The 22,804-nt window shown below is 55.4% G+C and carries 15 protein-coding genes and 1 tRNA gene; 10 read left to right on the top strand and 6 right to left on the bottom strand.

Annotated elements, in window-relative coordinates:
* The first annotated feature begins 19 nt into the window (after positions 1-19).
* The 10 genes from rpmG to rpoC all read left to right on the top strand — a co-directional run bounded on the left by rpmG (position 20) and on the right by rpoC (position 13,198).
* Positions 20-172 carry a 50S ribosomal protein L33 gene (gene rpmG, locus IPM59_05685; protein ID MBK9215078.1) on the top strand — a complete coding sequence of 51 codons (153 nt, stop codon included), beginning with the start codon at positions 20-22 and terminating at the stop codon, positions 170-172.
* A 69-nt stretch (positions 173-241) separates the two neighbouring features.
* Positions 242-317 (top strand) — tRNA-Trp (locus tag IPM59_05680).
* A 23-nt stretch (positions 318-340) separates the two neighbouring features.
* Positions 341-571 carry a preprotein translocase subunit SecE gene (secE, locus tag IPM59_05675; GenBank protein ID MBK9215077.1) on the top strand — a complete coding sequence of 77 codons (231 nt, stop codon included), beginning with the start codon at positions 341-343 and terminating at the stop codon, positions 569-571.
* Positions 572-583: 12 nt separating this feature from the next.
* Positions 584-1,144, top strand: coding sequence for a transcription termination/antitermination protein NusG (gene nusG / locus IPM59_05670; GenBank protein ID MBK9215076.1), 561 nt, complete (start codon positions 584-586; stop codon positions 1,142-1,144).
* 68 nt (positions 1,145-1,212) lie between these two features.
* Complete coding sequence (gene rplK / locus IPM59_05665) at positions 1,213-1,641, top strand: 50S ribosomal protein L11 (protein ID MBK9215075.1); 429 nt, start codon at positions 1,213-1,215, stop codon at positions 1,639-1,641.
* Positions 1,642-1,723: 82 nt separating this feature from the next.
* Positions 1,724-2,416, top strand: a complete 693-nt coding sequence (locus IPM59_05660) for a 50S ribosomal protein L1 (protein ID MBK9215074.1) — start codon at positions 1,724-1,726, stop codon at positions 2,414-2,416.
* 14 nt (positions 2,417-2,430) lie between these two features.
* Complete coding sequence (locus IPM59_05655; protein ID MBK9215073.1) at positions 2,431-3,189, top strand: 50S ribosomal protein L10; 759 nt, start codon at positions 2,431-2,433, stop codon at positions 3,187-3,189.
* Positions 3,190-3,516: 327 nt separating this feature from the next.
* Positions 3,517-3,912: a 50S ribosomal protein L7/L12 gene (gene rplL / locus IPM59_05650; protein MBK9215072.1), complete on the top strand. Its 396-nt coding sequence runs from the start codon at positions 3,517-3,519 to the stop codon at positions 3,910-3,912.
* 458 nt (positions 3,913-4,370) lie between these two features.
* Positions 4,371-8,819: a DNA-directed RNA polymerase subunit beta gene (rpoB, locus tag IPM59_05645; GenBank protein ID MBK9215071.1), complete on the top strand. Its 4,449-nt coding sequence runs from the start codon at positions 4,371-4,373 to the stop codon at positions 8,817-8,819.
* Positions 8,820-8,905: 86 nt separating this feature from the next.
* A complete protein-coding gene (rpoC, locus tag IPM59_05640; protein ID MBK9215070.1) occupies positions 8,906-13,198 on the top strand; it encodes a DNA-directed RNA polymerase subunit beta' in 4,293 nt (1,430 codons plus the stop codon).
* A gap of 38 nt (positions 13,199-13,236) precedes the next feature.
* Here the strand turns inward: rpoC and IPM59_05635 are convergent, their stop codons facing one another.
* From IPM59_05635 to IPM59_05610, 6 genes are all read right to left on the bottom strand, one after another.
* A complete protein-coding gene (locus IPM59_05635; GenBank protein ID MBK9215069.1) occupies positions 13,237-14,067 on the bottom strand; it encodes an energy transducer TonB in 831 nt (276 codons plus the stop codon).
* Positions 14,068-14,083: 16 nt separating this feature from the next.
* The gene (locus IPM59_05630; GenBank protein MBK9215068.1) at positions 14,084-15,364 is read right to left on the bottom strand and encodes an HD domain-containing protein; all 1,281 of its coding nucleotides are present in this window, start codon (positions 15,362-15,364) and stop codon (positions 14,084-14,086) included.
* Between the two features lie 165 nt (positions 15,365-15,529).
* Positions 15,530-18,892: a TonB-dependent receptor gene (locus tag IPM59_05625; GenBank protein ID MBK9215067.1), complete on the bottom strand. Its 3,363-nt coding sequence runs from the start codon at positions 18,890-18,892 to the stop codon at positions 15,530-15,532.
* Between the two features lie 247 nt (positions 18,893-19,139).
* On the bottom strand, positions 19,140-20,135 hold the full coding sequence (locus tag IPM59_05620; protein ID MBK9215066.1) for a carboxypeptidase regulatory-like domain-containing protein: 996 nt from the start codon (positions 20,133-20,135) through the stop codon (positions 19,140-19,142).
* Positions 20,136-20,225: 90 nt separating this feature from the next.
* Positions 20,226-20,885, bottom strand: coding sequence for a GTP cyclohydrolase II (gene ribA / locus IPM59_05615; protein MBK9215065.1), 660 nt, complete (start codon positions 20,883-20,885; stop codon positions 20,226-20,228).
* 53 nt (positions 20,886-20,938) lie between these two features.
* The gene (locus IPM59_05610) at positions 20,939-22,801 is read right to left on the bottom strand and encodes an ABC transporter ATP-binding protein (GenBank protein MBK9215064.1); all 1,863 of its coding nucleotides are present in this window, start codon (positions 22,799-22,801) and stop codon (positions 20,939-20,941) included.
* Between the last annotated feature and the right edge of the window lie 3 nt (positions 22,802-22,804).

Raw genomic sequence — 22,804 nt, 5'->3', positions numbered from 1 at the left:
AATGCTGAGAGCTAGTTTTATGCCGAGAGATAACATAATTTTGCAGTGCACTGAGTGCAAAGAGCGCAATTACGTGACGACGAAGAACAAGAAGACCCAGCCGAACAGGCTCGAGTTCAAGAAGTTCTGCCGCCGCTGCCGCAAGCACCAGCTGCACAGAGAGAACAAGTAACGAATGCACAGTGCAGAATGCACAATGCAGAATTGTGCATTCTTCATTTGGCATTGTGCATTGAATTGCAGGGGTATGGTGTCAATGGTTAGCATGGAGGTCTCCAAAACCTTAGGTGCGGGTTCGAATCCTGCTACCCCTGCCAATTATTGGGTTTAGAGAAAAGGTATGGCAGAAGCCGTAGAAACAAAGAAAGAGGGCATCGGCGCGTTTGTCAGCAAGACACGTGCTGAGCTCGACAAGACGTCGTTCCCGTCATCAAACGATGTCAAGAACACGACGATCATCGTCGTCATCAGTGTGATCTTTTTCGCCGTGTACCTTTTTCTGGTCGACCGGGCTTGGGTCTATGTGCTTCAGGGCCTGACCTGGGTGGTAGATAAGATCGCCGGAGCCTAAGGATATTTGAAGATGAAGCAGTGGTTTTTTATCCACACCTATTCGGGCCACGAAAACAAGGTCGTTGAGAGCCTGAATGCGCGCATCCGCGACATGGAGCTCGACGAGCAGATCACCGGCGTGCTCCTGCCAAAGGAGAAGGTCGTCGAGATGCGCGGTAATAAGGAGTATGTGTCCGAGCGGATGTTCTACCCCGGATATGTGCTGGTCGAGATCGAGTGTGACGAAAAAGGGAAAATTCCCGACAACGTGTTTCACGCGATCAAAGCGACGCCTAAGGTGACGGGATTTCTCGGCGGAAAGCAGCCGACGCCGCTCTCGCAGGGCGAGGTGGACCAGATCGTCCACAATATCGAGGTTGCGACCGAGAAACCAAAGCCGAAGTTCACCTATCAGGTCGGCGAGGTCGTCAGGATCAAGTCGGGCCCGTTTGCGAGCTTTACCGGCAAGGTCGAAGAGGTGAACGAAGAAAAATCGGTGCTCAAGGTGTCGATCACCATCTTTGGCCGCTCGACACCGTATGAATTGAATTTTTTGGAAGTAGAAAAAGTTACTTTCGCTGAGGAAGAGTAAGAGTTTTGGTAACAGGTAATTAGTAGAGGACATTGCCGACCAGTCGGCATCGTTAATCGAAAAGAGCAATGGCAAAGAAGATAGAAGGTTACATCAAGCTACAAATTCCGGCGGGCAAGGCCAATCCGGCGCCGCCGATCGGCCCTGCGCTGGGCCAACACGGCGTTAACATCATGGAATTCTGCAAGGCGTTCAACGCCAAGACGCAGAATGACGATCCGGATATGAAAATTCCGGTCGTTATCACCGTTTACGCCGACCGGTCGTTCACGTTCGAGACCAAGACGCCGCCTGCAGCCGACCTGCTTAGGAAGGCGTCGGGCATCGCAAAGGGCTCGGGCAAGCCGAACCGCGAAAAGGCGGGAACCGTAAAGCGCTCGCAGATCGAAGAGATCGCGAAAAAGAAGATGCAGGACCTCAACACGTCTAACCTCGAATCTGCAATGCGGACCATCGAGGGCACGGCTCGCAGCATGGGCCTTACCGTTGAGGGCTAATAAATTGGTCCTATTGGACGCATATGTCCCATAGGTCTCATAAGGGAGAACGCAAAAGCGTTCGCTAACACCTGGAGGTAAAATGAAACGAGGCAAGAAATACCTTGCCGCTCTCGAAAAGATCGAGGCCGGCAGGAAACACACTCTCGACGAAGCGGTCTCAAAATTGAAAGAGATCGCATTCGCCAAATTCGACGAAACAGTTGAACTGACCATGTGGCTCGGCGTCGATCCGCGTAAAGCGGACCAGCTCGTGCGGGGCACTATCGTGCTTCCGCACGGACTGGGCGGCGCGGCCAAAAAGGTCGTTGTAGTTGCTCAGGGCGACAAGATCAAAGAGGCACAGGAAGCCGGAGCGGATGAGGCCGGCGGCGACGATATCGTCGAAAGGATCAAGGGCGGCTGGCTCGATTTTGACGCGCTGATCGCGACGCCCGACATGATGGGCAAGGTCGGTCAGCTCGGCAAGGTGCTCGGCCCTCGCGGCCTGATGCCGAACCCGAAAACGGGAACGGTCACGATGGACGTAAAGACCGCCATCGAAGAGACCAAGGCCGGTAAGGTCGAGTATCGCGTCGACAAGACAGGTGTCATTCATTCGCCGGTCGGCAAGGTCTCGTTCGACGACGCCAAGCTCGTCGAGAACACAAGAGTCCTGATCAACGCGGTGATGAAGGCCAAGCCGACCACCGCTAAAGGCCGCTATCTAAAGAAGATAAACTTGGCCGCAACCATGAGCCCGGGCGTATTGCTCGACGAATTAGCTTACGCATAAGAGGGGGCAAAACAATGAAATCAAGAGAAACAAAAGCAACAGATCTGGCCGCCCTTACCGAATCGCTCGCAGCGTCGAAATCAGCGATGGTCGTGAGCTTTTCGGGCCTGACGGTCAGCAAGGACCAGGAATTTCGCAACAGTCTTCGTGAAGCGGGTGCGAAGTACGAGGTCGTAAAGAACACGCTCGCTCGTATCGCCGTAAAGGGCACGCAGTACGAAGAGGTCAGCGAACACTTCAAAGGCGTGACCGCCATCGCGTGGACCGAGAACGATCCGGTTGTCCTGTCGAAAGCAATTTCGAAGTTCATGAAGGACAACGCCGATATCTACACGTTCAAAACGGGCGTCGTGGATGGCAAGGTCGTCGATCTCGCCCAGCTGACGACGATCGCTAACCTTCCGAGCAAGGAAGAGCTTATTTCCAAGCTGATGTGGGTGCTCAACAGCGGGGCCCAGCGTCTGGTCACGGTCATCAACGCCGTACCCCGCGATCTCGCCGTTGTTATCGATCAGATCGGCAAACAGGATGGCCGCGCCAGCGGTGCTCCAGTGACTGAAGCCGCTCCGGCTGAAGAGGCTGCTCCGGTTGTTGAAGCCGAGGCAGCGGTCGAGGAAGCACCGGCTGCGGAAGCGGAAGTACCTATCGAGGCAGCATCCGAGGATGCTCCGGCGGAAGAGGCTGCTCCGGCGGGCGAGGCCGCCGAGGAAGTTCCGTCGGTGGAGGAAACTCCGGCCGAAGAAGCTCCGGCAGAAGAGCCGGCAGCGGAGTAGAGTTTTGAGATCTTCGGGTCTCAAGCGAATTTGAAATTTGAGATTTCAAATTTGAGATTGCGGGCCTGGCCCGCATAAGCCGTACCAAGGTAAAACGAGCCGTCGTGTTGTCAGGCACAGCGGCTTCGGGCAAGAAGGCAAAGGAGATGCAACCCCAGCCATCGAGTCCCTGGGTTCTAGCGGCTAGGAAGTGAATGCAGAATGCACAGTGCAAAATGCACAATTTTGCTTATGTATTCCATTCATGGATAAACCGGCGGGCATTGTGCGTTTTGCACTGTGCGCTCGTCATGAATACAGAACCCTAAATAGGAGATAGATACGATCATGGCAGTTACAAAAGCAGATGTGGTTGAGTATTTGAAGGGAATGTCGCTTCTCGAAGCGTCGGAACTCGTCAAAGAGCTCGAAGAAGTGTTTGGCGTGTCGGCTGCGGCCGCGGCGCCGATGGTGATGGCGGCCGGTGCCGGTGCAGGCGGCGGTGACGCTGCTCCTGCGGCTGAGGAGAAGGATTCGTATGATGTCGTCCTCGCCTCGGCCGGCGGCAACAAGATCGCGGTGATCAAGGTCGTCCGCGAGGTTGTCGCGGGACTCGGCCTGAAAGAGGCCAAGGACCTCGTCGACGGTGCTCCGAAAGCCCTCAAGGAAGGCGTTTCGAAGGCCGAGGCCGACGAGATCAAGACGAAGCTTACCGAGGCAGGCGCGACCGTCGAGGTCAAGTAAGCAGCCCTTTTACGCGATTCGCCGAGGGCAGAGGCGCTTCACACCATGCGAAGCGCCTCTGTTTTGTGGCGACGGCGCAGCCGGAATAGCGGCCATGCGTCCTTGTATCGGCGAAAATTTGCTGGTAAACTATTGGTTTCGCATGTTACGCGTGGGGCGGGGCAAGCGAATACCGGCAGCGTCGGAGTTGGGAACTATCTTATTTTACAATAGTTTCCGTTGGTTTTGAGGCGGCTATCAATGCCGCAGGCGAGTGGAGAGTTGGTGTCCGTTTTTGGCACGCTCGAAAAATTTAATAACTAGCAGAAGCTGCTAAAAAGCGGTCTGGGCAAACTTTACCCTCGACCGCATTTGCCGTCTTTTCTGCCTTGATCTCGGGGGAGCCGAACTTTACGTGCATCGTAACAGCATCGACACCGGAAATCAACAACTTTTTATCTAAACCCGCTATCGATCATATGACAAACAATCCTCTACAGAACAACTCGAAGGGCCTTGGGGTCAGGACGAGCAAGGCACCGGAGCGTGTCGATTTCTCCAAGATCTATACCTCGGCCCAGATCCCGAACCTGATCGAAGTCCAGCGAGAGTCCTACAACCGCTTCCTGCAGATGGACCTCATTCCGGAGGAGCGTGATTTTATCGGGCTGCAGTCGGTGTTCTCGTCCATCTTCCCTGTGTCGGATTTCCGTGAGACGGCAACGCTCGAATACGTCGAATACCAGATCGGCAACTGGCAGTGCAAATGCGGCAATCTCGAAGGGCTCGATCATCTGCGTGCCAACTGTAAGAATTGCTCGGCGAAGATCAAGGTCGATCCGTTCAATCCGGCCGAGGTGCTCTGTAAGAATTGCGGCACGTTCAATGCCGTGCGGCCCAACCTCTGCAACAACTGCGGCGAGCCGGTCGGCCTCAAGCACAAGCACGACCAGCAGGAATGCCAGGAGCGGGGAATGTCATACAGCGTCCCGCTCAAGGTCAAGATCCGTCTGACGGTGTATGACAAGGACGCCGATACCGGTGTCTCGACGGTCCGTGACATCAAGGAAGAGGATGTATTCTTCGGCGAGATACCGCTGATGACCGACAACGGCACGTTCATCATCAACGGAACTGAGCGCGTGATCGTATCGCAGCTTCATCGCTCGCCGGGTGTGTTTTTTAAGGGCGACCGCGACGAATTTCTCGCAAAGATCATTCCCTACCGCGGCTCGTGGGTCGAATTTGAATACGACCAGAAGGGCTTGCTTCACGCCCGCCTCGGCAAGCGTAAGATCATAGCGACCGTTTTCCTGCGTGCGTTGGGCCTGTGGCTCAGTCCGCAGATCGATATGAAGACGGTGTCTGACAACATCCTTGAGGAGATCGTTAAGAACGCTGAGTATTCGAATGCCAGTATCCTGAAGCTCTTTTACGCCGCGGATGAGGTGGTCATTGAAAAGGGCAAGACGTTTATGCGAGTCAAGCCTGACGGCGATACGCACATCGTCGGGCTTCGCTCCGAGGAGGACATCAAGGACAAGAAAGAGGATGTCGTCCGCAAAGGCAAAAAGATCACAAAGGCCGCGCTCGCCGACCTTCGCCGCATGGGCAAAGGGCAGGTGCAGGTCGCCTCGGCTGACCTTGAAGGCGCCTTCGCGCTCGACGACATCGTCAATACCGAAACGGGCGAGATCATCGTCGAATCGAATCTTGAGATCACTGCCGGGCTGTTGACCCAGATCATTGAAGAGGGCGTAACGAGCTTCTCGGTATTTTTCCCGAAGCGTGACATTATCGGCGAGATCGTGTCGGCAACGATCAAGAAGGATCCGATCGGCAAACCTGTCGACGCCCTGCTTGAGATCTACCGCAAGATGCGTCCGGGCGATCCGCCGACCGTCCCGACAGCCTATCGGCTGCTCGAAGGGATGTTCTTTGACACGCGACGGTTTGATCTGTCGCGTGTAGGACGCCTCAAGTTCAATATCAAGATGGGCCGGCCCGACCACGATCGGCTGACCGATCCGCTGCTGGCCCCGACGGATTTTCTCGATGTGGTGTCGTACCTGCTTCGGATGAAGAAGGACAGCGACAATTACTATCAGGACGATATCGACCACCTCGGCAATCGCCGCGTCCGTGCGGTCGGTGAGCTGCTCGAAAATCAGTTTCGCATCGGCCTCGAGCGAATGGAGCGGGCGATCAAGGAGAAGATGTCCATTCAGCAGGACATGTTCACCACGATGCCGCGAGATCTGGTCAATGCAAAGCCGGTGACGGCCGCGGTCCGCGAGTTTTTTGGCTCGTCGCAGCTATCGCAGTTCATGGACCAGACAAATCCGCTCAGCGAGATCACGCACAAGCGTCGCCTGTCGGCCCTTGGGCCGGGCGGACTGTCGCGTGAGCGAGCAGGCTTTGAGGTTCGTGACGTTCACCCGACGCACTACGGCCGCATCTGCCCGATCGAGACGCCTGAAGGCCCGAATATCGGCCTCATCTCGTCGCTCTCGTGCTTTGCCCGGATCAATGAGTTCGGCTTTATCGAATCACCGTATCGCAAGGTCGTTGACGGCCGCGTGATCGAGTACGTGCTCGTCAAAAACGGCGGCGATACTAAATTCAAGCCCGGTGAACACGTGCCGCTCGATGATGTCGAGTCGGCAAACAAGCGTATCAAGGACGGCAAGAAAGCCGAGTTTGAGCCATTTCCGTTCTACCTGACGGCATGGGAAGAGGACCGCTACATAATCGGCCAGGCCAATATTGAGCTTGATGCTAAGGGCAACCTCGTCAATGAGCGTAACGCTGCGAGGCAAAAGGGTGAGTTCATCACGGCCGACAAGATGGACATCCAGTATATGGATGTCTCGCCCAAACAGCTCGTATCAGTAGCGGCGTCGCTGATACCATTCCTTGAGAACGACGACGCGAACCGGGCCCTCATGGGCTCGAACATGCAACGCCAGTCTGTGCCGCTGCTCTGTGCCGAATCACCGTACGTCGGCACCGGCATGGAGAAGATCGCCGCCCGCGATTCGGGTGCCGTCGTTATCGCAAAGCGAAACGGCGTTGTTGATTACGTCGACTCGGAACGCATTATCGTCAAGGCCGACCATCAGGTGGACGGCACCATCTCTCGCGAGGTGACGGCCGACATCTATTCGCTGGTCAAATTCAAGCGTTCTAATCAGAACACGTGTATCAACCAGCGGCCGATAGTTCAGGTTGGCGAACGTGTCATCAAGGGCCAGGTCATCGCTGACGGCCCGTGTACCGATCGCGGCGAACTCGCATTGGGACGCAACGTGCTCGTGTCGTTCATGCCGTGGCGTGGTTACAACTTTGAGGACGCGATCCTCGTTAGTGAACGGCTCGTGCGTGACGACTATTACACCTCGATCCACATCGAGGAGCTCGAGATCGAGGCCCGCGACACAAAGCTCGGGCCCGAAGAGATCACTCGCGACATTCCAAACATCGGCGAGAACATGCTTCGCGACCTCGACGAGAGCGGCATTATCCGCATCGGTGCACAGGTCAAACCGGGTAGCGTGCTTGTCGGCAAAGTTACACCCAAGGGCGAGACGCAGCTAACCGCAGAGGAAAAGCTGCTCCGAGCGATCTTTGGCGAAAAAGCCGGCGACGTTAAGGATGCCTCGCTGACATGTCCTCCGGGCATAGACGGTACTGTCGTTGACGTCCAGATCTTCACGCGCAAGGGCCAGGACAAGGACGATCGATCGCTCGATATCGAGGGAATGGAGGAGGAAGCTCTCCACCGTGACCTCGATGATGAGATCCGTATCCTTCAGGAACAGCGCGATGAGCGCATCTATGAGCTTTTTGACGGCCGCAAGCTGAATAAGGACCTTATTGACGGCAAGGACGTCGTGATCAAGAAGGGCTCAACCCTTTCGCGAGAGACGCTCGCCGGCATCGAGACGAAACTGCTTCGCAAGGCCGATGTGGCTTCCGGTTCGGTCGATATTGCCAGCGAGATAAAGGAATACGAACAGCGGACCGAACGCCAGATCAACATTCTTCGCGACATCTATGACGAAAAGATCACCAAACTCAAGCAGGGCGACGAACTGCCGCCTGGCGTGATCAAAATGGTCAAGGTCTTTGTCGCGATGAAGCGTAAATTGAGCGTCGGTGACAAAATGGCAGGCCGCCACGGAAACAAGGGCGTCATCGCACGCATTCTTCCTGAGGAGGATATGCCGTATCTACCGGACGGCACGCCCGTCGAGATCGTCCTCAACCCGCTCGGCGTGCCCTCGCGTATGAACGTCGGCCAGATCCTTGAGACACACTTGGGCTGGACGGCACGAGTGCTCGGGCTTCATTTTGCGACGCCCGTCTTTGACGGCGCGACCGAGAACGAGATCAAGGAGTACATCGCCAAGGCGAACCGCAAATATGACGAGCTTGAACTGCCGCCCTCGGTCGGCCCGTCGGGCAAGACGCGTCTATATGACGGATTGACAGGAGAGCCATTCGAACAGAAGGTCTGCGTGGGCTACATCTATATGCTCAAGCTCTCACACCTTGTGGACGATAAGATACACGCCCGCTCGATCGGCCCCTATTCGCTCATCACGCAGCAGCCGCTGGGCGGTAAGGCACAATTCGGCGGCCAGCGGTTCGGCGAAATGGAAGTTTGGGCACTCGAGGCCTATGGCGCCGCCCACATCCTGCAGGAATTGCTTACATGCAAATCCGACGACGTGGCCGGCCGTTCGAAGATCTACGAGACGATCGTCAAGGGCGTCTCGAACTTCGAGCCGGGCATTCCCGAATCGTTCAACGTCCTCGTTCGCGAGCTGCAATCGCTCTGCCTCGACGTTGAATTGATCCAGGAGCACGAGATCGATCCGGAAGAGGTTGTCGCGGGCGTTGATGCCCTCGTCGGTGTTGATTAGTTCATCGAGTTCATGGAGTTCATAGAGTAAACGACGTAACTCTATGAACTCTCCAAACTCTACAAACTCTACGAACTCATATATTTATGTTTCGATTTAACGAAAGCACAAAGACGCAATTGACCGCAAACTACGAGGCTATCCGCATCTCGCTTGCCTCGCCCGAGCGTATTCGCTCGTGGTCGCACGGCGAGGTGACCAAGCCCGAGACGATCAACTACAGAACGTTCAAACCGGAGCGCGATGGGCTGTTCTGTGCCCGCATCTTCGGCCCTGTCTCGGATTGGGAATGTCTCTGCGGAAAATACAAGCGGATGAAGCACCGAGGCGTGATCTGCGACAAATGCGGCGTCGAGGTCACGCAGAGCAAGGTCCGCCGCGAGCGGCTCGGCCACATCGAACTCGCCAGCCCGTGCTCGCACGTGTGGTTCTTTAAGGGCCTGCCGTCGCGCATCGGACACCTGCTCGATATCACGCTGCGTGATCTCGAGAAGATCCTTTACTTCGAGACATACATCGTTGTCGATCCGGGCGATGTGCCCGATCTAAAGCAAAAAGACCTCCTTAATGACGAGCGCTTTCGCGAACTGACGCGAGACTATCCCGCGGGCTTTGTCGCCAAGATGGGTGCCGAGGCGATCAAAGACCTGCTGGGCCAGATCGACGTGCTGGAGTTGGTTGACGATCTGCGTCAGAGGATGAAGGACGAAACGTCGCAGCAGAAGAAACTTAAATATTCGAAGCGGCTGAAGGTGGCAAACTCCTTCCTTCGCTCGCAGAATGATCCGACGTGGATGATCCTCGACGTGATCCCGGTCATTCCGCCTGAGCTTCGGCCGCTCGTGCCGCTCGATGGCGGACGGTTTGCGACCTCGGATCTCAACGACCTCTATCGCCGCGTTATCAACCGGAACAATCGGCTCAAGAAGCTCATCGAGCTCAAGGCGCCTGAGGTCATCGTCCGCAATGAAAAGCGGATGCTTCAGGAGGCAGTTGACGCATTGTTCGACAACGGCCGCCGAGGTCGAGTGCTTCGCGGTGCGAACAATCGCCCGCTCAAGTCGCTCTCGGGCACACTAAAGGGCAAGCAGGGACGTTTTCGCCAGAACCTGCTCGGCAAGCGAGTTGATTACTCGGGCCGTTCGGTGATCGTTGTGGGCCCCGAACTCAAGCTGCATCAGTGCGGCCTGCCTAAGAAAATGGCTCTTGAGCTGTTTAAGCCATTTATTTACAATAAGTTAGAGAAAGACGATCACGCAGCAACGATCAAGCAGGCACGCGAAATGGTCGAGCGCCAGGAGCCCGTCGTTTGGGACATCCTCGAGGATGTCATTCGCGAGCATCCGGTCCTTCTCAACCGTGCGCCGACGCTTCACCGATTAGGCATTCAGGCATTCGAGCCTGTTCTGGTCGAGGGCAAGGCGATCAAGATCCATCCGCTCGTCTGCACGGCGTTCAACGCCGACTTTGATGGCGATCAAATGGCTGTACACATCCCGCTGTCGGCCGAGGCACAGATCGAGGCGAGCGTGTTGATGCTTGCGTCAAGGAACCTTCGCAGCCCGGCGAGCGGCCAGCCGATAGCCGTGCCGTCGCAGGACATCGTCCTCGGGTGTTACTACCTGACGCTTGGCCGCGAAGGCCTCAAGGGCGAGGGCAAGGCATTCTCATCGGTCGATGACGTTCTGCTGGCGCTTGACGCAGGCGTCGTCGAGACCCAGACCAAGATCAAGCTCCGCTGCAAAGGCGACCTGATCGATCTGACGATCGAACACAACAATCAGGACGTTCTGCGTGCCTCCGTTCGGGAAAATGTCGATCAGGTGATCGACACGACCGTTGGACGCGTCATCTTTAACGAACGCCTGATCCGTGACGGACTGCCGTTCGTCAACGGTGTGCTCAAGAAAAAGGGCCTGCAGTCGCTCGTTACCTATTCGCAGCTGCGTTTGGGCGACGAGGCGACCGTTGCCCTGCTCGACGACCTAAAGACGATGGGCTTCCTCTATGCGACGAAGGCCGGCGTCTCGATCGGTATTGACGATATGGTCACGCCGACCAGCAAGAAGGGCATCATCGACAAAGCGTTGAAGGAGGTCGAAAAGCTTCGCAAGCAGTACGAGGACGCCACGATGACTGACCTCGAACGCACGAACAAGGTTACGGCCATTTGGTCGGACGTTACGGACCATGTCGCCCAGGAGATGTTCAAGGCGATGCACACGCGTGAGAAGGAACGGAATGAGCTGAATCCGATCCTCGTCATGGCTGACTCCGGAGCCCGCGGATCTGACGCCCAGATACGTCAGTTGGCCGGCATGCGCGGCCTGATGGCCAAACCGTCGGGCGAGATCATTGAGAATCCTATCCTCGCGAACTTCCGCGAGGGGCTCGACGTTCTGCAGTACTTTATCTCGACGCACGGCGCCCGTAAGGGACTGGCGGATACCGCCCTTAAGACCGCTGACTCAGGCTACCTCACGCGTCGTCTGGTGGACGTTGCACAGGACGTGATCGTTTCCGAAGAGGATTGCGGAACGCTCAAGGGCGTCTGGACCGAGGCCATCATCCGCAACGGTGAAGAGGTCGAATCGCTTCGCGACCGCATCGTCGGTTATACGGCACTTGATGACGTCATCGACCCGGTTGATGCCACGCTCATCGTTAGCGCCAACGACGAGATATCTGAGGAGGTTGCCGGCCAGATACAGCTTTCAGGCCTGCAGCGTATCCGCATCCGCAGCCCGTTGACCTGCGAGGCACGTCGCGGCGTCTGCGTAAAGTGCTACGGCCGCAATCTGGCGACCGGCAACACGGTCGAGATCGGCGAAGCGGTCGGCGTGATAGCGGCGCAGTCGATCGGCGAACCCGGCACGCAGCTTACGATGCGTACCTTCCACGTCGGCGGCACTGCACGGCTTGAACAGGAAACTAAACACGTTGCTGCGATGGACGGAACCGTTCGGTTCAGCTCTGAGATGAAGGTCATCAAGAACCGCGCGGGCGAATTCGTCAGCATGCGGCGCCAGTCGGAGATCGCTCTCGTCGATGATCGCGGCCGCGAGGTCGCACACTATAAGGTCGTTTACGGTGCTCAGGTCCACGTTAAGGACGGGCAGAAGGTCAAAGAGGACGATGTGCTCGTCACGTGGGACCCGTTCACCTTCGCGATCCTTACCGAGGAATCGGGGACGATTAAGTATCAGGACCTCAAAGAGGGCAAGACGGTCGAGGAAGAGATCGATAAGGTCACAGGGCAAAAGCGCCTCGTGGTCAAAGACTCAGACGAGAAGAATCAGCCCCGCATCGAGATCCGCAGCGGCAACAACAAGGTCCTAAAGACCTATCAGATGCCGATCCGGGCCAACCTCATCGTCGACGACGGCGACACGGTCAAGGCCGGCGACATCATCGCAAAGATCCCGCGTGAGACCACAAAGACCAAGGACATCGTCGGCGGTCTGCCGCGTGTCGTCGAGCTATTTGAGGCACGTCGCCCCGGCGAAACGGCCGTCATGAGTGAGATCAACGGCGTGGTCAAATTTGGGCCGATCTCAAAGGGTAAACGCAAGATCGTGATCATCGGCGACGATGGCAGCGAACGCGAATACGATATTCCGCGCGGCACGCACATCAACGTGCAGGAAGACGACCGTGTGCGTTCGGGCGAACCGTTGATGGACGGCCCGCTCAACCCGCATGACATCCTGCGTGTCTTGGGCATGGAAGCTCTGCAGAACTACCTTGTGAACGAAATTCAGGAGGTTTATCGCCTGCAGGGTGTGAACATCAACGATAAACACATCGAGGTGATTGTTCGACAGATGCTTCGCTGGGTCAAGATCAAAGAGGTCGGTGATACCGAATTCCTGCTCGAGGAACAGGTCGATCGCTTCCGATATGAGACCGAGAATCGCCGTGTCGTCGACGAGGGCGGACAGCCTGCGGTTGGCGAGCCGCTGCTGCTCGGCATTACAAAGGCCTCGCTCTCGACCGATTCATTCATCTCGGCCGCGAGCTTCCAGGAAACGACACGCGTCCTTACCGAGGCGGCGATCTCAGGCCGCGTGGACTACCTTCGTGGCCTGAAGGAGAATGTCATTATGGGCCGTCTCATTCCGGCCGGCACCGGAATGAAACATTACCGTAACGTCGAGATCGCCTACGACCCGACACAGAACCGCAAGCAGGAAGATGAGTTTGACGAGATGGGCGACTATATTCGCGGAGGTATCGACATCCCGCTGGTCGGGCAGCTTTTAGAAGGCGACGGTGATCTGGATGTTGACGCCGGTGACGGGTTCGAAGACGAGTCGGTCGAGGAATTCGACATTGACGAAGCGATGAAGATCGACGCCGACGGAGATGATGATGTCTAAGCCTCGGCAAAGCTGAGCACTCGTCAGGCCCGGAACCCTTATAGCATTCCGGGCCTGTTTTTTGCGTCTTTGAAATTGTAACGAAGAAGAAAGCGCATTGGCAGAGGCCTGCCTTTGCGTTCGGCGGGCCTCCAATTCATCGAACGAACGGCCCGCTCTACAGATTCATCCAAGCCAAAGCCCGCCCAGCGTTCGATCTCGGTCCTAAGTATTGTGCCGTCGGCCGCGAGGTCCACCTGAATATCAACTGTGGCGGCCACATCGTAGAATGCTGCCTCGGCGGTGTATTCGGGCTTGATCCTGCGGTAAGGGATCGGAGCGCGAAATCGCTCATTCTTGGGAACTTCACCTTCGGGTGCTTCCTCCATCCTGGCCGGCTCGAGCTCGGCGCGTTCCGCCTTTGCGGTCTTGGCCCAGACAGTATGTAGTTCCTCGGCAAGTGACGGCACCGCGCGGTCGCGAGCTTCCTCTGCATCCGTCGGTGTTGAGGCGTCATACCTTAGCGCTTTCCACAAGACCAATCGGCCGCTTCGGGCGCTGACGACGTAAACGAAAGCGGCGGACTCATAGTATTCAGGCCTCGCTGACGAACTGCGGCGGACCGTTGCAGAGCGGACCAGGACGAACACATCACATCCGATGGCGGCCGCTACGGTTTGGGCATCGTCGCGCGTCATATTGAAAGGGCTGTCGGGCCTTGTGGCGGAGAATGCCGGCCTTACCATCGATGCGTCGAGCACTTCGCGGTTTCTGGCCAGGCCTACCGCAAGGCGCTCTGAAAAGGTTAGGCTCTCCGGAGCCTCATCCGGGGCGATCACCGCATATCGCTGTGCCGCCGCGTGGGCACACGACACAACGAGAAGCAGCAAACACATTCCTCCACGCCTAACCATAGTAGCGGGCCAGGATCTCGCCCTTTATCTCGCCCGGGAAGCAAATTCGGTGGATGCGATAGCCTTCCTGCAGCCCACGAACGGCCGGACTCACCTCGGAGATCTCCCGGATGACAGGCCGCGAATAACCGTCCTCTACAAAGATCAGGTCCTTTGGGTCCGACGAACGTTTTGAGTAAACGGCATAAGGCGCATCGCCGGCCTCATCCTCAACAAAGTAATGGTCGGGGTCAAAGCCGGCCCTCTCCACGACCTCGCGGGCGGTGGCAACAAAGGCCGAGCGTTCGTCCTCCGGCATGTCGAGGTCCAATGCCTTGAAGAGCCGCCTGTCGAGGAATCGCCCGGCAAGATCGGCCAAGATCGTGTCGCGGGATCCACGCCATTGCTTGATGCTGAAGAGAATGTCGTTGTCATCAAGCTCAAGATGCGCCTGCAGATCGAGTTTTTCGCCCGCCAATACTCGCTCCATCGCCGTCCCGCCAGCAGCCCAGTTAAGCTCGCCGGCCGCAAATAATGCCATCGCCCGCTTGAGCAGCATTCGCAGGACGGCCTCGGCCGACCGCAGCGTTCGGTGAAAATAGACCTGACGATACATATAATAGCGGGCCTGCAAATAATCCTCGACGGCGTATTTGCCGCGGGCGGCTACATACAGGTGGTCCGCGTTCTCATCGATCTCTATCGACCGGATGACCCACTCGAGATCGTAGATACCGTACTTTGCCCCCGTCATCATCGAATCGCGGAGCAAGTAGTCCATGCGGTCGACGTCGAGCTGTGACGACACAAGCTGGCCTAGTGCTCTCGGCCCGAAGTCGCCCCGAATGATCGAGGCAACATCCTCAGCCAGCGCCGGCGAATACTCGTGCAGCAGCCGGCCCACAGTCGTCTCCCGGCTGAGGACCGCCTGAATCGTAAAGTCCTCATGATGAAAGCCAAGGATCGACTCGATCACATGCGAAAACGGCCCGTGGCCCAGATCATGCACGAGCGCGGCTACACGGACGCTCAACTCAGCTTCGCTAGATATGACATATCGCGAGCGCAACTTGGCCAGCATCCGCCCCGCAAGATGATATGCGCCCAAGCTATGCGAGAATCTCGAATGCTCGGCCGACTGATAGGCAAAATAGGCCAATCCAAGCTGCCTGATCCGCCGCAGCCGCTGAAACTCCGGCGTATCTATCAGCGACACGATCAGCCGCCCCTCATCGGTGCCCGTGTTGACGCAAATTATATTGTGAACTGAGTCGCGGTAGATTCGTTCGATCATGTATCACCAACCGTATCCAGCCTTGAAAGCAGAGTATAAGCTATCCAACCGCCTCTTCATATTCAAATGCTCGGACTAGGGCGAGACATCAAGGCTTCCCAAGCACAAAAAAAGAGGCTACCTGTTCAGATAGCCTCATCAAGTTGTTCAGTCAGTTAGATCAGACTAGAACACGAAACGGAAACCGAACCGAATGCCCCGTGGGGCTTGGTATGAGCTAGGCTTTCCGTACAGTGCATTTCGGTTGTTGGAAAGACCATCCAAAGCCTCGTAGAGGCCAGCAGCCTGGCCGCTTATGATGAATCTCTCCATACCGATCGTATATTCTTCATACGTTTCACTGCCGTCCAAGAAGCCCGCGGCTGTTGCCGCAGTCTCGAGAGCACCCTCTTGAACCTCGGTTAGATAGAGCCATCTGCGAGGATCGATTGACGTTACTGCGGATTGGTTGAACAGGTTGGAAAAAGTAATATCACCAACCAGCTTGAACCTGCCGTCACGTCCGAACTTGTAGGCATGCGACACATAGAAGTCCGTCTTGCTAAAGGTCGGTGTGCGGCCAAGATCGCCGCGTTCTTTGAACACGATGCTGAAAGAATGACCGGCAACAGCCCCGACTGAGGTTGTCTGCGGTGTTCCACTCTGGATAACCTGCGTGAATGAAAATTGTGTTTCATTCGTTCCGCGGTTAAACCAGTCCAACGTGTAGCCGCCGGACGCTCTGAACACATGCGTTCGGTCGGTTGGAAGCAGGCCGTTATCCGGCTTACCCTCTGATGTATAGCCGGCGATGGTCCAATCCCAATAGCGGTTTACGCCCGGTGATGAGCGGGTCGCGCTCGAGCCATTAGTAGCTCCGCCGTCCCAATACTCTGAAGCGGCAAGGCCGGCATAGTTACCGAACAAGCGGCTCCAGGTATAGTTGGTGCTGTAGAAGTACTTCTTAGAGAATCGCCTTGTGAACTCAAACTGCAGCCCGTTGTAAACACGCTCGGGCTTCTGCATATAGTCAACTCCCAAGGCTTCCGCCTGTTCCTTAGCTTTGCCTTCACCCGGATTGCCCTGAATATAGAAGGCATCCCAGAAGTATCCAATGTCCTCGATAGTCGTCAGAACATTCTTTCTGATGTAGCGAGCAGAGAAGACATAGTCTTTCCATAGCTCAGTTTCAAAGCCGGCCGAAAACTCCTGCTGTTTGAAAGGCTTCAACTTAGGATCGACTCCATAAAGTTCGTATCCGAAGATCTTGAGAGCCTGCTCCGGAGTAATGTTTGACGGTGGACGGAAATCGAAATGGGTCTGCGATAGGCCGCCGAGCGTCGACGGGTCGCCGTGTCCGTGCCTATAATAGTCCCAGCCGCCAAGAACAACCGCATCTGTATAGTAGGTATACAGCGGATTCTGCGCAAGGATCGGGTAGTAATCCCTCGTATAGAATGAACCGCCAAATGATCCGATCGGCGATTCAAACTTCATACGATCGGAGAAGATTCCCCAGCTGCCAAAGATACGAGCCTTTCCGTTGCCGAAAAGATCGTAAGAGGCACCCATCCTGGGAACCGTTTTCCGTGCGAACGGAATCGTTATGGCGTCGCCGGTAAGAGTGCCCGCGCCGCCAAGGCTTCCGAATGCGGGAAGGTTCTCAGTTTCCGTACGCACACCGAGGTTAAGCGTTAGGCGACCGATAGTCCATTTGTCTTGAAAGTAAATGGCATGGGATGTGCTGGCTGCGCCGCCACTTTCCTCATAGCGTGTTGTTACACCGTAACCGATACACTCATTGGGACCATTGTTTGTGGACGGGTCGCCGTCAAACCAACACGAACCGTCAATGTTGCTTGCGAAATTGTTCGGATTACGTCCGTAGAACAGTTGTGTATTGTGGAAATTCTTACGATCGAGGAGGACGGCTGTTTTCTGATACTCATATCCGACCTTGAGGTGGTGTCGGCCAAGTCCATTGAAAAAGAAACCGGAATCGAGGTTGTATGTATTTCGCTTCGACACCTCGCCGTTGTTAAAGCCAACGTTCGAGGCTGTGTTCTGGAAACCAAAACTACACCCTGTTGCACCTTGTGTGTAAGGAAGCGAGCCATTTGTCCCCTGACAGATATAACGCGTCGGCGAGGTGTCGTTGGCCGCATAACCATCCGTCTTTGCGTTTTCAAAACCGTGTCCATAGCGTCCCGAAAGAATAAACCATGAGGCTGGATTCCAGGCAAGCTGAGTATTGAAAACGTTTGAATTGTTGCGGCCGCCCTTCAGTCTGTAAAGATCAGGGCCTCTTAATGCATATCCAAGCTGGCCCGGATTGCCGTTTACGTCGATCGCCTGTGCCCCAAACGGAAAAGCTCCGTTTACAATTAACGGGTTCCACAAAAAGCTGGTAAACCCGGTCAGATTGTTAAAGATCGAGTAGTCCAGGCGTCCCATTACATACTCATAGCGGTTTTCAACGTCGTAAACTTCATCAGAATACGTAGGATTCGGAACGATGGTGTTCGTTGCTGATGAAAAATTGTAGAACTTGGTCGTTCTTCTTGCGTTGGAAATCTGCGGTGAATATATCCCGTAAAACCATAGATGATTCTTAATGATCGGCCCGCCAAGTGAAGCAGTAGGGTCAAAATTCAGAGAGTCGTCCAGTGGGGGTCTCGGGAGCTTAAAGATGCCCTGCGGAGCAGTCTGGCTGCCCGTAAAATAGTAAGAGTTCTGGTCGATCAGACGCGGATCCGATTGAAGGTTCGATGGGCGGAACTGTGCGCCGAATTCGCCGTGCAATGCGTTGGTGCCTGATTTGGTGGCAACCACGATCACAGCGCCCGAGGCACCGCCATGCTCAGCTTCAAAACCCGATGTCTTGATCTGGACTTCCTTGACCAGAGCGATAGGAATATTGTTCGTATTTGCACCCTCGTTCCGGCCCTGCGTGCCGTAACGATGGTTCGTCACATCCTGTCCGTCAATGATCCAGGCGTTCTCGGCTTTACTCGCGCCGTCGACCTGGAAGCCGCCGGTAAGCGATTCGCTGCGAACCGAAGGTGAGGCGGTAAGGATCGAATTGAAACTGGTCCCCGTTGGGAGCTTCTCCATCAATCGGCTAGTGACGACTGTTTGGACCTTGCTGTCCGACGAGTCGACGACCTTGCCGAGCGGATCAGCATCAACTTGAACGTCGACCGTGGCCACGCCTATTGACAGTGAAAAGTCGGCAGTTGTAGTTTTCTCCGATACAACTGATGTGGACACCGTCTTTTCTGCAAACCCTTTGATTGGTGCGACCTTTACCGAATAAAGTCCGGCCGGAAGGCGAGGGAAACGATACATTCCATTGCTATCTGCAACGACAGACTGGTTGAACGCTGTGTTCACACCCGTAGCCGTTACGGTCGCGCCCGGAACAACCGCCCCCTTATCGTCCATGACCGTCCCTTCCAACGCACCCGAGACGCTCTGTCCATATGCAATTGCAGAGGCCAGAACGAACACGAATAGCACAGAGAAGATGGTCTTGATTGTGTTACTCATTTTTCTTTCTCCTTATAAGTCTTAGATCTGTCTTGTGCCTGCTTACGTAGAACCAAGCAGCCATTTCATGGTGCTAAACCATTTGCGAATTGATTATATGCAAATTGAGTGCCAAAAAAACGCTCAAACAAGAAGCCCCTAACTACTGTTGTTTCAATGCATTAGAAGTGTGGAAATAAATTGAAAATTGAAACGCAGCATGAACTCATTCAATATTTTGGATAAACTTCAAATAGATAGGAGAAATTCAATTTTCCCCAGGCTTTCGGAGTTTCTTGATTAGAGCTTTTGTCTCTTGTTTTTTTAGATCTGAGATCTGCTTATCAGCTTTCAGATATCGCTCCAATTCTTCCGCGGCCTCATCGTTTCGACCCTGCTTGTTGTAAACCAATGCAAGATAATAATGGATGTCAGAGTTCGGCTCTTTTGACATGGACTTTGCGGCCAATAGTGCCGCCTCCGCCCTTTGCAGGTCATTCGCCGCATGAAGAATGATTCCTTGCAGGAGTCGCACATGGATCGCTTGTGGCTGAAGGAATGCCGCAGCGTCGATCGCTCTTACTGCTGCCGGCTGCTGGTCGAGTTTATAGAATGCAAGTGCGAGACTGTAGTAACAGTCTGCACACTTTTGATTTACGTCAATTGCCCTAAGCAAATACGGATACCCCTTCTCGTACATGCTGTCCAGAATATGCGCCTTTCCGAGTGCGGTCAGCGCGTCAAAATAGTCCGGAAACAACCTGATGGCCTCTTCAAGATCCGCAAGTCCTCGCACGCGATCGGATCTCAGCTTGTCGATCCCCAACCTGAAATGTCGCTTGGCTTCATCCGGTACGGCCTGAGCGAAAACTACGTCTGTGATCGTCGGGCTTGAGGGCAGGAACCGCTTGTCGACCTTGAGCCGGAAATCGAGAAAGGCAGTTTCACTTAGCCCAAACTGATTGCTGATTTCAACAGTCTCTGATTCTTCGAGAAGATTCGTCATAAAAGGCTTAACCGTAACCAAATATCTTCCTGGGCCAAGTCTTCTAAACGAAAAGCGTCCTCCGGAGGTTGTGCGCTGATTTCCGATCAATGTGCCTAGATTGCTGTAAAGCTCTACAAATGCATTAACGACGGGTCTTCTATTCTCGTCGAGAACGGTTCCCTCTATGTTGTTTGATATGACTCGCTCAGTCGGACGCTGTGCGCGAACCTCATTGAACGCGACCAGTACAAAGCACAATATCAGTGCGATCTTCATCGTTCTCATAACCTTCATCCAATATGTTACTCGGAATTAGTGAAATAATTCATGGGTTTGCGTCCCTCTTCATTTAACTGCACTAAACGACTATGGGTTCAAAGCGCCCAACAAATGACCCATTTTTTCTTTTTTTGTACGCAAGTAATGTGCCGCCGGCTCCTCAGTTTCGACCTCGATCGGGATACGTTCGACGATACGCATACCGGCGGCCTCGAGGGCGCGGAGTTTGTCGGGGTTATTGGAGATCACCTTGACCTTGCAGAGGCCGAGATCGAAGAGGACCTCGGCGCATTGGCGATAGTCGCGAGCGTCAACGGCAAAGCCGAGTTTCTGATTCGCCTCGACCGTATCAGCTCCCTGATCCTGCAACTCGTAGGCGCGAATCTTGTTGATAATGCCGATACCGCGGCCTTCCTGCTGCTGGTAAACGATCGCACCGCGGCCCTCCGCCTCGATCATCTCCATCGCCCGATGAAGCTGCGGGCCGCAATCGCACTTTACCGAACCGAAAACGTCACCCGTCAGGCATTGCGAATGTATGCGAACCAGCGTAGGCGTCTCACCGTCGAGATCGCCCTTGTAGATAGCGACAAACTCCTCGTCGCTCGTAAGCGACCGGTAACCCGCGATTCTAAACTCGCCGATCTCGGTCGGCAGCCGCGCGTCGGCCACGCGTTCGACGGTGATCGCCTTGCCCGCCCATGGGCAATCCGGCTCGGTTTCCGCCACGTTCCCTTTCTCCAGCATTACAGTGTCCAACCGATTATTATACGCCGAACCATCACAAATCCCGAAGACATTCACGTCGCCAAGCCCGGATCGAGCCCGGCCGTATCGCTGAGGGCGTCCGAAGATATGTGTAGTCGCTCGTCAGAGTATTGGAGTTGATAAAGCCGCCAATAGATGCCTCGCAGGCGCAGTAATTCGTTGTGCGTGCCCATCTCGCGGAGCTCGCCGTGGTGCATCACGATAATGCGGTCACAGCGCTGGATGGTTGAGAGCCGATGCGCCACGACGAGCGACGAGCGACCCGCCATAACGCGTGTAACTGCTTGTTGAATAAGCTGTTCGGTCTCCGTGTCGATGCTGCTCGTGGCCTCGTCGAGCACGAGTATCTTCGGGTCAAAAGCAAGAGCACGGGCAAACGAGATCAACTGTTTCTGCCCGACCGACAGGCCTGCGCCGCGTTCGCCGACGGGTGAGTCGTAGCCGCGTTCGAGCCGCGTGACGAATTCATCAGCGTGCACCTCGCTCGCGGCCCAGCGAACGCGCTCCTGCGTGATCGCCTCGCTGCCAAGGCGAATGTTGTCCTCGATCGTCCCGCTGAAAAGAAATACGTCCTGCAGCACGACGGCAAAGCTCGACCTCAGATCGTTCAGGTTCCATTCGCGCACATCTACGCCGTCGATGAGGATACTTCCCTTTTGCACGTCGTAGAACCGCATGATGAGGTTCGTGATCGTCGTCTTGCCCGAGCCTGTGTGACCGACCAGAGCGATGCTCTCGCCCGGCTCGGCCGTGAAAGATACGTCCTTGAGCACCCAATCCTCGTCGTTGTAGGCGAACCAGACATTGCGGAATTCGATCTTACCGACGGTCTTGCCGGCCGCGGCGGGCTTGGCCGGCGACGTGACCTCGACATCACGATCGAGGAGAACAAATATCCGATGCGACGCCACAATGGCTGCCTGCAGCACATTGAACTTGTCCGACAGGTCACGGATCGGCTGAAATAACTGGAGCGAATACTGTATGAAGCTAGCCAAAATGCCTACCGTCAGGGCCGCCCCCGCGGCCGAGATGCCGCTTAGCGTTTCGTATCCGAAGGCAAAGATGACCACGGCAATACCAACCGCACCGATAAAATCTACCAGCGGATAAAAGACCGCGTAGTAAAAGATCGTCTCGATATTTGCGTTCCGGTAATCGTCGTTGATCTCGCGAAAGCGGCCCATCGCTTTGCGTTCGGCATTGAAAAGCTGCACCGTCTGGGCGCCTGAGAGGTATTCCTGCAAAAAGGCATTCATGCGTGCGTTTCGGGTCCGAACACGGTCAAAGCCGCGGCGGGCGTGCTTTCGAAACCAGTTAGTCGCAAAGAAAAGCAGCGGCACGGTCACGAGCGACACGAGCGCGAGCTTCCAGTCGAGCCAGAACATGATCCCGACGATCGCAAAAATAACAACCAGATCACCGAGAACATCGATCACGCCGGACGTGAACAGTTCGTTCAATGCATCGACATCCGACGTCAGCCGCGTCATCGTGCGGCCCACGGGATACTTGTCAAAATACGCGACCTCCTGCCGCTGGAGCTTTGTAAAAAGCTCGGTCCTGAGGTCAAACATCACGCGCTGACCGACGTTGTTGAGGAGCACCTCCTGAGCGTAAGAAAAAATGAACCGAAACAGAAAGACACCAAAGAACGCCAACGCAAACAGCCACACACCGTCCACCTGTTTTGGCGTGATGTAATCATCCACAGCCATCTTTGTGAAATACGGCTGCGTCGAGATCAGGATGTTGGTCGCGAGCGTCAGGCCCAATGCCCCTGCGGCCATCGCCCAATAGGGCCTTAGGTATCGCAGCAAACGCCGCGCAACGCGAAGATCGTAGGTCTTGCCGATCTCGTCTTCCTCATGATATTTGCGGACCTCTTCTGACATTGG

Source organism: Chloracidobacterium sp. (assembly GCA_016715795.1).
Taxonomy (GTDB): domain Bacteria; phylum Acidobacteriota; class Blastocatellia; order Pyrinomonadales; family Pyrinomonadaceae; genus OLB17.
This window is presented reverse-complemented; position numbering and strand designations above follow the sequence as displayed.

Bases quoted from the DNA above. Each gene is read 5' to 3' on its own strand.
- rpmG (MBK9215078.1), top strand. From the start codon at position 20: ATGCCGAGAGATAACATAATTTTGCAGTGCACTGAGTGCAAAGAGCGC.
- secE (MBK9215077.1), top strand. From the start codon at position 341: ATGGCAGAAGCCGTAGAAACAAAGAAAGAGGGCATCGGCGCGTTTGTC.
- nusG (MBK9215076.1), top strand. From the start codon at position 584: ATGAAGCAGTGGTTTTTTATCCACACCTATTCGGGCCACGAAAACAAG.
- rplK (MBK9215075.1), top strand. From the start codon at position 1,213: ATGGCAAAGAAGATAGAAGGTTACATCAAGCTACAAATTCCGGCGGGC.
- IPM59_05660 (MBK9215074.1), top strand. From the start codon at position 1,724: ATGAAACGAGGCAAGAAATACCTTGCCGCTCTCGAAAAGATCGAGGCC.
- IPM59_05655 (MBK9215073.1), top strand. From the start codon at position 2,431: ATGAAATCAAGAGAAACAAAAGCAACAGATCTGGCCGCCCTTACCGAA.
- rplL (MBK9215072.1), top strand. From the start codon at position 3,517: ATGGCAGTTACAAAAGCAGATGTGGTTGAGTATTTGAAGGGAATGTCG.
- rpoB (MBK9215071.1), top strand. From the start codon at position 4,371: ATGACAAACAATCCTCTACAGAACAACTCGAAGGGCCTTGGGGTCAGG.
- rpoC (MBK9215070.1), top strand. From the start codon at position 8,906: ATGTTTCGATTTAACGAAAGCACAAAGACGCAATTGACCGCAAACTAC.
- IPM59_05630 (MBK9215068.1), bottom strand. From the start codon at position 15,364: ATGATCGAACGAATCTACCGCGACTCAGTTCACAATATAATTTGCGTC.
- IPM59_05625 (MBK9215067.1), bottom strand. From the start codon at position 18,892: ATGAGTAACACAATCAAGACCATCTTCTCTGTGCTATTCGTGTTCGTT.
- IPM59_05620 (MBK9215066.1), bottom strand. From the start codon at position 20,135: ATGAAGATCGCACTGATATTGTGCTTTGTACTGGTCGCGTTCAATGAG.
- ribA (MBK9215065.1), bottom strand. From the start codon at position 20,885: ATGCTGGAGAAAGGGAACGTGGCGGAAACCGAGCCGGATTGCCCATGG.
- IPM59_05610 (MBK9215064.1), bottom strand. From the start codon at position 22,801: ATGTCAGAAGAGGTCCGCAAATATCATGAGGAAGACGAGATCGGCAAG.